Source organism: bacterium, assembly GCA_040756715.1.
Lineage (GTDB): Bacteria > UBA9089 > UBA9088 > UBA9088 > UBA9088 > JBFLYE01.
In genome coordinates this window covers 1-9,770 of the sequence record JBFLYE010000064.1, presented here as the reverse complement: position 1 = coordinate 9,770, position 9,770 = coordinate 1, and the positions used below count along the sequence as shown (strand labels likewise).

Annotated in this window: 10 protein-coding genes; 8 read left to right on the top strand and 2 right to left on the bottom strand. The window is 37.0% G+C overall.

Annotated elements, in window-relative coordinates:
- Positions 1-296 precede the first annotated feature (296 nt).
- Positions 297-653 carry a 6-carboxytetrahydropterin synthase QueD gene (gene queD, locus AB1397_02690; protein ID MEW6481899.1) on the top strand — a complete coding sequence of 119 codons (357 nt, stop codon included), beginning with the start codon at positions 297-299 and terminating at the stop codon, positions 651-653.
- 385 nt (positions 654-1,038) lie between these two features.
- Here the strand turns inward: queD and AB1397_02685 are convergent, their stop codons facing one another.
- Together AB1397_02685 and ruvA are read right to left on the bottom strand one after the other, a co-directional pair.
- On the bottom strand, positions 1,039-1,764 hold the full coding sequence (locus AB1397_02685; protein MEW6481898.1) for a DUF72 domain-containing protein: 726 nt from the start codon (positions 1,762-1,764) through the stop codon (positions 1,039-1,041).
- 15 nt (positions 1,765-1,779) lie between these two features.
- Positions 1,780-2,328 carry a Holliday junction branch migration protein RuvA gene (gene ruvA / locus AB1397_02680; protein ID MEW6481897.1) on the bottom strand — a complete coding sequence of 183 codons (549 nt, stop codon included), beginning with the start codon at positions 2,326-2,328 and terminating at the stop codon, positions 1,780-1,782.
- Between the two features lie 61 nt (positions 2,329-2,389).
- Here ruvA and AB1397_02675 point away from each other — a divergent pair, with 61 nt between their 5' ends.
- The 7 genes from AB1397_02675 to AB1397_02645 all read left to right on the top strand — a co-directional run bounded on the left by AB1397_02675 (position 2,390) and on the right by AB1397_02645 (position 9,644).
- Positions 2,390-3,346: an isocitrate/isopropylmalate dehydrogenase family protein gene (locus AB1397_02675; protein MEW6481896.1), complete on the top strand. Its 957-nt coding sequence runs from the start codon at positions 2,390-2,392 to the stop codon at positions 3,344-3,346.
- 172 nt (positions 3,347-3,518) lie between these two features.
- Entirely contained in the window at positions 3,519-4,520 is a 1,002-nt protein-coding gene (amrS, locus tag AB1397_02670; GenBank protein ID MEW6481895.1) for an AmmeMemoRadiSam system radical SAM enzyme, read from the top strand.
- Between the two features lie 136 nt (positions 4,521-4,656).
- Positions 4,657-4,830 carry a 4Fe-4S binding protein gene (locus AB1397_02665; protein ID MEW6481894.1) on the top strand — a complete coding sequence of 58 codons (174 nt, stop codon included), beginning with the start codon at positions 4,657-4,659 and terminating at the stop codon, positions 4,828-4,830.
- A complete protein-coding gene (locus AB1397_02660) occupies positions 4,827-6,590 on the top strand; it encodes an ATP-binding protein (GenBank protein MEW6481893.1) in 1,764 nt (587 codons plus the stop codon). Before AB1397_02665 ends, AB1397_02660 begins: the two co-directional genes overlap by 4 nt.
- Positions 6,587-6,949 carry a response regulator gene (locus AB1397_02655; protein MEW6481892.1) on the top strand — a complete coding sequence of 121 codons (363 nt, stop codon included), beginning with the start codon at positions 6,587-6,589 and terminating at the stop codon, positions 6,947-6,949. Before AB1397_02660 ends, AB1397_02655 begins: the two co-directional genes overlap by 4 nt.
- Positions 6,946-8,091, top strand: a complete 1,146-nt coding sequence (locus AB1397_02650) for a diguanylate cyclase (protein ID MEW6481891.1) — start codon at positions 6,946-6,948, stop codon at positions 8,089-8,091. The genes AB1397_02655 and AB1397_02650 overlap by 4 nt, the downstream gene beginning before the upstream one ends.
- Positions 8,092-8,213: 122 nt before the next feature.
- Entirely contained in the window at positions 8,214-9,644 is a 1,431-nt protein-coding gene (locus AB1397_02645; protein MEW6481890.1) for a menaquinone biosynthesis decarboxylase, read from the top strand.
- Positions 9,645-9,770: the final 126 nt, after the last annotated feature.

Genomic DNA, 9,770 nt, shown 5'->3' with positions numbered 1-9,770 from the left:
ATGTTGAATTTTGAATTAAAAGGGAAAAAATTTTATAAAACTTAACCTTTTTCAATTCAAAATTCAAAATTTAGAATTCAAAATTTCTTAAATACTATTTTTGCACTAAGTAATGGAAGATACTATAGTTTAAAAATACTCATTTATTTTGTAAAGAATTTTTTTATCCCCTCCTTAGAGCAAACCAGCTACATCCAGGGAGACATCTTTCTATCTTTGTTGTAAATCCAAGTTCTAAGTTTATAGGCTAAAAAGCTTTACAACAACTTACGGGAAATATTATCCTATAAAAAGAAATGTATAGACTAATGGTAGAGGCTGAATTCTCCTCTGCCCACTCAATAGTTGGTTATCCTGGAAATTGCTCAAGAATTCACGGGCATAACTACAAGGTTAGGGTCTATCTAAAGAATGAGGAATTGGACAGCCTTGGGATGATTTCTGATTTTAAAGAGATAAAGGAAAGGCTTAAACAAATAATCTTTCCCCTTGACCATCAAAACCTGAATGAAATTCCTCCATTTGATAAGATCCCTCCCACATCTGAAAATATTGCATTTTATATCTTTGAAAGCCTTAAAAAAAGCATTCCATCCCTTTATGAGGTAAGGGTCTCCGAGAAGGATGGAAGATGGGCAGGATATAGGATTTAGGATTTTGCATTTTGACTTTTGCATTTTGAATTTTTGTATGTAGGTTTGCATTTTTAGTTTTTTCATTCTTAAAATTCTATTTTTGCCAAAGTTATAGTATCTTCCATTACTTAGTGCAAAAATAGATAGGGTTGTGTTTATCTGTTAAAAATTCATCCACCTTTTAAGAAATTTTGAATTCTAAATTTTGAATTTTGAATTGAAGGTTTAAGTTTTATAAAATTTTTTCCCTTTTAATTCAAAATTCAACATTCAAAATTCATAATTTTATAAAGTTTTCCTTAAGATTATCTAAACACATACATTTTGTAAAGCGTTATGGAATTAACTATAAGTAAATAGTCACCCGTGCACCAGTAAAAAATATACCCCTTAAGTATGTCCATCAAGCTTCAAGCAAATTCATCAGTTCCTTTGCATTCTTTATGGCATACGCCTCAAAGTCGTTGTTGAAATAGCAATAGGCATCAAGCCCATTTTCTAAAAATTTTTTGATTTCAAAGGATAATTGCCTAAGTTCATCCATTGAGTAATCATAGTTATACCAGCTTGATGCCCCATGTAGCCTAAGATAAACAAAAGGAGCAGTAGCCACAAAATGGGTCTCAATCTTTGGTGCACTTACAATACAGCAGGCAATATTGTGCGTTTTTAAAAGAGAAAATGTCTCCTCATCAAACCAGGAGTTATTGCGAAACTCAATAGTATGAGAGAAATTAGGGGGCAATTCTTGAATAAATCCTTTAAGTCTTGGGATATCCTTTTTAAGCCCTGGTGGAAGCTGGAATAAAACTATTGCCAATTTTTCAGAAAGGCCACTTATCCTATCTAAGAAGGTTTTGAGGACATCTTGGCAGTCAACCAGCTTTAACAAATGGGTAATCCTCCTCGGTGCCTTCAGGACAAACTTAAAATCCTTTGGGCTCCTTCTATACCATCCCTTGATCATCCCCTCAAATGGAAGGCGATAAAATGAGGAATTTATCTCTACCGTCTGAAAATGCTGGCTGTAAAATGAAAGCATCTCACCCTTTGCCAAAGAAGAGGGATAGAACCTTTCATACCAATGCTCATAACTAAAACCCGATGTCCCAATAAAAACATTAGACATTCAAGAAATCCTAAATCATTTTAACGCCTCTTTTATCAATTCCTCAAGGTCTTTTGGATTTTTTAATAATGCCCTTTTACAGGCAAGAGATGCCTCCCTCTTTGAATAACCCAGAGAAATCAGGGCTTGGATACAAGAATCTTCCAAATCTTTATCCTCCTTTTCGGGAAGTTTATTTGAAAGCTCAAGGATAATCCTCTTTGCTGTCTTTTCTCCTATACCCTTTATTCTTGAAAGGGAAGATACATTTCCGCTTTGGATAATCTTTCCTAAATTATCTGGTGTTATCTCTGAGAGAATCCTTAAGGCGATCTTTGGACCAATCCCACTAATGGAGATAAGGGTCAAAAAAAGCCCTCTCTCTTTTTCGCTGATAAATCCAAACAATTGGATCTTCTCATCCTTAATTATTGTATGGCTAAAAAGCCTTGCCTCCTTTCCTTCATCTGGAAGGCTTGAGAATGTATTTAATGAAACAACAAAGCCATATCCAATGCTCTCTCCTTCAATAACAACATATGTTGGGCTTTTTGATACAACCCTTCCCTTTATAAAGTCAATCATTTTAAAACTAAATTAAATCATATTTCTTGTTTTAATGCAAGGCTTTTTGTATAATAAGGCTATGAAGGTAACATTGATAAAGGGTGATGGCATAGGGCCTGAGGTTATAGGCGCCGCACAAAGAGTTATTGATGCAACAGGAGCCGATATAGAATGGGAAGAGATTCCTTTGGAATTTAAGGATAATGCACCTGCAATAGATGGAATTTTAGAATCCATAAGAAAAACCAAGATCTGTCTTAAAGGACCGATAACAACACCAGTTGGTTATGGATTTACCTCTCTCAATGTCTCTTTAAGAAAGGCATTAAGCCTCTATGCAGGGGTTAGGCCAGCAAAATCATTTGATGGAAATATAGATATTGTAATCATCCGTGAGAATACAGAGGGGTTATACACAGGGATTGAGTTTTCTGTAGCCTCCTCTGCTTGTGCAATAAGGACAATAACAAAAGAAGGCTCTGAGAGGATAATAAGATTTGCCTTTGAATATGCAAGGAAGAATAATAGGAAGAAGGTAACCTGTGTCCATAAGGCAAATATCCTAAAGCTGACCTGCGGCTTATTTTTAAAAACAGCCAAAGAGATTGCCTCCCTTTATCCTGATATTGAATTTGAGGATAGGCTGGTAGATAATGCATCAATGCAATTGGTAAAAAAGCCAGAAGATTTTGATCTCATTGTAACCACAAACCTATTTGGAGACATTATCTCAGATCTATGTGCTGGCATTATTGGAGGGCTTGGTGTAGCACCAGGGGCAAATATTGGAGATAACTTTGCTGTATTTGAGCCTGTTCATGGAAGTTGCCCAAAGTATGCAGGATTAAATATTGCAAATCCAATAGCCGCAATCCTTTCTGGTTCTATGATGCTTAAATACCTAAAAAAAGCAAATTGTGCAGAAAAAATAGAAAAAGCCATTTCTTCTATAATGGAGAAAGGGATATTGCCAAAGGATTGGGGTGGAAATTATTCTCTTGCCCAAATAACCGAGGAGATAATAAATAATTTATAGTTAATTCCATAACGCTTTATAAAATTTTGAATGTTGAATTTTGAATTAAAAAACTTACTTTTTCAATCCAAAATTCAAAATTTAGAATTCAAAATTTCTTAAATAAACATAAACCCTATCTATTTTTGCACTAAGTGAGGGAAGATACTATAGGAATTAGAATTTAGAAAAAATGAAAGAGGCACTTCTTTATGAAAAAAAGGAGGGGCTTGTAGAATGCCAGCTATGTAGCCATAGATGTAGGATAAAGGAGGGAAAAAGGGGAATTTGCGGGGTAAGGGAAAATAAAGATGGCATTCTTTATAGCCTTGTCTATAACCTTGCTTGCTCCTGCAATATTGACCCGATTGAGAAAAAGCCATTTTTTCACTTTCTTCCCGGCTCTTTCTCCCTTTCTATTGCTACGGTTGGATGCAATTTGGCTTGCAAATTCTGCCAGAATTGGACAATCTCACAGGCAGCAAAGGATGAAAATGAAATATTTGGCAGCGAATTGCCTCCTTCAAGGATAGTATCAAAGGCAAAAACAGAGGGTTGTAAAAGCATATCCTATACATACACAGAGCCAACCATATTCTTTGAGTATGCCTTTGATACAGCAAAGCTTGCAAAAAAGGAGGGGCTTTATAACAACTTTGTAACCAATGGATATATGAGCCCTGAAGCCCTAAAGATGATTGCTCCATACCTTGATGCAGCAAATGTTGACCTAAAGGGAGATGATAATTTTTATAAAACCCTTTGCCAGGCAAGAAAGGAGCCTGTCCTTTCATCTATAAGACTAATGAAGGAGCTTGGAATTTGGGTTGAGATAACCACCCTCCTTATTCCAGAGAAAAATACATCATCTGAAATACTTTCTGATATTGCAAGGTTTATCAAGGAGATTGGAGAAGAAACGCCGTGGCATATCTCAAGGTTTCATCCAAATTATAAGATGCTTTCCCTTCCTCCCACACCCGTTTCCTTTATTGAGAAAGCAAGAGAAATTGGAGAAAAGGCTGGTTTAAGGTATGTCTATTCTGGAAATATACCCGGTGATGCAGGCGAGAATACATATTGCTATCAATGCAAAGAGCCCATTATCAATAGATTTGGCTTCTCTGTGCTTGAGAATGCTTTAAAGGATGGAGCTTGTCCTCATTGCAAAGCAAAGATAGACGGGGTGTTTTGACTTTATTACAAATGAATTTTAAAACAGATGGGATGAGAACGCATACAAAAAATACAAAACAAAAATCTTGACAAAGGAAAAATTTTATGAGAGAATTTTAAATAATTTTAAGCCAAAAAGATATGGGAGGTGAGAAATGGCTTATATTATTACTGATAAATGTGTAGCATGTGGGGCCTGTGCAGAGGAATGCCCAGCTGAGGCTATTGAGGATAGGGGCGATAAATACTGGATAAATCCAGACAAATGCACAGAGTGCGGAACCTGTGCAGAGGTTTGTCCAACCAGTGCGGTTATTGAGGGTGAATGAAAAAGGTTCTTATAATAGGAGGGGGAAGGAGGGGAAAAGGTCTTCTTGAAATCCTTCATAGAGACCCCAATGTTGAAATTACCGGGGTTGTTGATAAGAAGGATGATGCTTTAGGGATAAAATCTGCAAAAGAGCTAAACATTCCAATCTATACTGATTATAAAGCCCTCTTTACTAAACCAATAGACATTGTTTTGGATGTCTCAGGAGACCCTTCTGTATTTGAGGAGGTATTTAAGCTTAAAAGGGAAGAAACTGAGGTATTGGGAGGATTTGTAGCAAGGCTTATAAGCGATGTTCTCCTTGAAAGGCATAATGCACATAGCCTCATTTCTGCTCAAAAAAAAGAGATTGAATCTATGGTTCATGGAATGGGAGAGGCTGTTCTTGTCATTGATAAGGAGAAAAAGATATTCCTTGTAAATCCTGTTGCTCAAAGGCTCCTGGGTGTAAAAAAAGACGATATACTTATTCAAAAAGAGCATGCTTCTATTATCGGCGTTATCGAGAGGGCATCTGAAAAAGATATGCCAATTATGGAAGAGATAGAATTTATAAAGAAAACAGATATGGGCAGCACTTCCAAGATGCTCAATATTGTTGCCTCCAGGATTGATGATGAAGAAGGAAATTTTTTCGCTGTTGCAGCTATTATCAGGGATATTACCGAGGAAAAAAAGATAGAAAGATTAAAAAATGAGCTTATTGCCAATGTCTCCCATGAGTTAAGAACACCCCTTACCTCTATTACAAATTCTATTTACTTATTGGAGGCATCTCTTCTTTCTGAAAAGCAAACAAGATTTATTGAGATTATTAAAAAAAATACAGAGAGATTGCTTAGGGTTATCAATAACCTCCTTGATATTTCAAGGATAGAATCGGGGATGGTCTCATTAAGAATGGATGTGGTAAGCATTCCAAACCTTATTGAGGATTCAATAACAAGCATAAAAGGGGTGCTTCTTTCCAAAAAAATAGAACTAAAAATAGATATTGAGGATGGTTTTCCAGAAATCTATGGCGATAAAGAGGGAATTACCCATATATTGACAAACCTCCTTTCAAATGCTTGTAAGTTCACACCCCCTGAGGGAAAGATAACAATATCAGGGAAAGCAAAGGAGGAGGATATCTATATCTCTGTATCTGATACAGGGGTTGGCATTCCCTCTAATGAGCTTGATAGAATCTTCGGCAAATTCCAGAGGGCAACCACAGCAGAGCAAATAGAGGGAACAGGCTTAGGGCTTACCATTGTTAAGCACTTTGTCAATATGCACAAGGGAAGGATAAGTGTAGAAAGTGAAATTGGGAAGGGAACAAAATTTATTGTAACCCTTCCCAAGATAGATAAATATTTTCATCTCTCATTGGAGGAGGAGATATTCCGTGCAAAGACAGAGGAGGCATATTTTTCCATAATCCTTATTAAGCTTGAAAATTATCTTAAAATTAAAAGTGAAAATGAGAAATGGAGGCTTCTTTCAAATATAGAAGAGAGGATAAAGGCTGAGATTCACAAATCTGACAGGGTTATAAGGTATAAAGATAGGGGATTTTTTATTATCCTTCTTCATGCAGGAAAAGAGGAGGCAGAAAAGGTAGGAAATAGGCTAAGGGAATTTGTTGATGGTGATTTATTCAAGGATGTTCCCCAAACAATTTATGTAAGCTATGGCATAGCTGTATTTCCCGAGGATGGAGAAGACAAGGAATCCTTGTTAAAGAAGCTAGAGGCTGATTTTATTATGCTATGAAAAGCATTCTTCTGGTTGAAGATGAGGAAGACCTGGTAGAAACAGAAAGGATATTCCTCTCTGAGGCAGGCTACGAGGTAGATGTTGCCTATGATGGCTTGGAGGCTATGGAGAAGGTCTATGAAAAAAGATATGACCTTATTCTTTTAGATATTACTATCCCCGAAATGAATGGTTATCAGGTATGTAGGATGCTTAAAAACGACCCATCATACAAGGACATTCCTGTGGTTATGCTTACCGCAAAGACCCTTAAGGCAGATAAGTTTAGGGGAAAAGAAACAGGCTCTGATGAATATCTTACAAAGCCATATACACCAGATGAGCTTCTTTCTGCGGTTAAATCTTTTATCGGATGAATTTAATTGAATGTGCGGATTTAGAGAAGCTAGAAATAGAGAATAAAAGGCTAAAGGAAGAGATAGAAGGGCTTAAAGTAGAAATAAAAAGGGGAGAGACAAGAAAAAAGATTATTGCAAATACAAATAGCCTTCTTGATAAAAGCCTTTATGAGCTTTCGGTTATTAACAAGATAAATACAACCCTTTCTAGGACATTAAACTACGATGAAATTATTACAGAGCTTGTAACCCTTCTTTCCGAAATGGTAGAATATGTTGCCTGCGGCATATTGATCTATGAGCAAGACATTTTTTTGTTAAGGATACACCTTGCCCTTCCAAGGACAGAATCCTTTATTTCACTTTTTAAAGATAAAACCCTTAAGAAATATACAAGCTTTGCTGGTTCTCTGCCAGGTGAGGAAAATCTTGTGGTAAAGATTGATAACCCTGCTTTGATTGTCTCTGATAAAGGACAGGGAAGCATTCTTGGTGCATTTGAGGGAATACCATTTAAGGTTGGTGATCGCCTGATTGGTTTATTGTCTGTCGCACATACAAAGATAAATACATTTTCTGCTGACGACATAAGGCTTATAAAGCTTTTAACAGACAATTCTTCTATTGCTATTGAGAATGGGCTTTTACATAAAAAGATAGAGGAGCTTGCGATTACCGATGGCTTAACCTCCCTTTACAACCATCGATACTTCAAAGAGACACTTCATAAGGAGATAAAGAGATCAGAGAGATATAACCTTGTTTTCTCCCTCCTTATGTTTGATATAGATAATTTCAAAAAGATAAATGATACCTATGGTCATCCAAAGGGAGATGAGGTTTTAAAAGGGCTTTCTCAAATAGCAAAAGAGATTTTTCAAAGGGAGATAGATGTGGTTGCAAGGTATGGAGGAGAGGAATTTGTGATCATCCTTCCCCAGACAACAAAGGAGAGGGCGCTTACTGTAGGAGAAAAGATGCTTTCTCTTGTAAGGGAAAGGCTTTACATTATGGCAGGCCTTCCCGAGGTTGTTACCATAAGCCTTGGTATAGCATCCTATCCCGATGATGGAGGGAGAGAAGAGGCGATTATCCAGGCAGCAGATAAAGCCCTTTACCAAGCAAAAAAGGAGGGGAAGGACAGGGTTGTTTTAGCATAAGAATTGTCCATTGCAAATTGTAAATTTTTACAATTCAAAATTCAAAACTGAAGAGCCTTGCTTGTTGCTTTATCCTTCGGGTTTGATATAAAACTTTGATAAGCATCTTATGATTCCTCAAAATGGCTTTTAAGAATATTAGGGAATTTATAGAAAGGCTTGAAAAAGAGGGGGAGCTTTTAAGGATAAAAGAAGAGATATATTGTGAGCTTGAGGTATCCTGTATTACCAATAGGGTTTCCAAAAATAATGGAAAGGCATTATATTTTGAAAACCCAAAAGGCTCTAATGTTCCTATTGTAACAAATCTATTTGGCTCTTTTAGGAGGATGGAAATAGCAATCGGAGAATTTTCTGAAATTTCAAGACGAATTGATGAGCTCTTTGAGATTAAAGAGCCAAATGGCTTGATTGACAAAATAAAATTTCTTCCCAGGCTATTTGAGATCTCCCAATTTTTTCCAAAGATGGTAAAAGATGCACCTTCTCAGGAGATAATTGATGAAAAGCCTGATTTATTGAAATTTCCACATCTTAAGCTATGGCCCAAGGATGGAGGAAGGTTTATCACCTTGCCCCTTGTATTTACAAAGGATTTAGATGGAAAGAGAAATTGCGGGATGTATCGGATGCAAATATTTGATGAGAAGACAACGGGTATGCACTGGCATCCAGGAAAGGATGGTGCAAGGCATTATTCTTCCTATAAAAAAGAGGGAAAAAAAATGGAGGTAGCTGTAGCATTGGGAGGTCCACCTGAGGTCATATATTCTGCCACATCGCCCCTTCCCTTTGGTTTTGACGAGATGCTCTTTGCTGGATTTTTAAGAAAAGCTCCGGTTGAAATGACAAAATGCAAAACAATAGACCTGGAGGTTCCTGCTGAGGCAGAGATTGTCCTTGAAGGATACATCTTGCCTGATGAAACAAGGGATGAAGGCCCATTTGGCGACCATACTGGCTATTACTCGGAAGTTTCCAAGTTTCCTGTATTCCATATAAATTGCATCACCCATAGGAAAAATCCGATATACCCTGCCACGGTTGTGGGAAAGCCACCCATGGAGGATTGCTTTATAGCAAAGACAAGTAGCATTATTTTCCTTCCTTTCATAAAAAGGCTTATCCCTGAAATTGTTGATCTGAACCTTCCCATTGAAGGTGTATTCCATAACCTTGCGATTGTCTCAATAAAAAAGGAATATCCAGGTGCTTTAAGAAAGGCTGCCTCAGCCCTTTGGGGGCTTGGTCAGCTCTCTACAACAAAGGTTCTTGTTATGGTAGATGAGGATATTGATGTTAATAATCTTTCTGAGGTCTCATGGAGGGTTCTTTCAAACATTTCTCCCAAGAGGGATATTTTCTTTGTGGATGGTCCTGTTGACATATTAGACCATGCAAGCCCATATTTTGGCTATGGCTCAAAGATGGCAATTGATGGAACAAAAAAGACAAAGGAAGGAGGGATGCAAAGGGAATGGCCAGATGAGGCAATAATGGATAAAGATATAGAAGCCCTTGTTTCTCAAAAATGGAAGGATTATGGGATATAAAAATGCAAAAACTACAATGCAATAGACATATAACCTAAACGCATTGCAATTTAGCCTTTGCAATGGCTTGCGAAACAGCAGATTTTGGGGAATTTGCTTTGATGAGTGGAATCTCTGCAAGCTCAT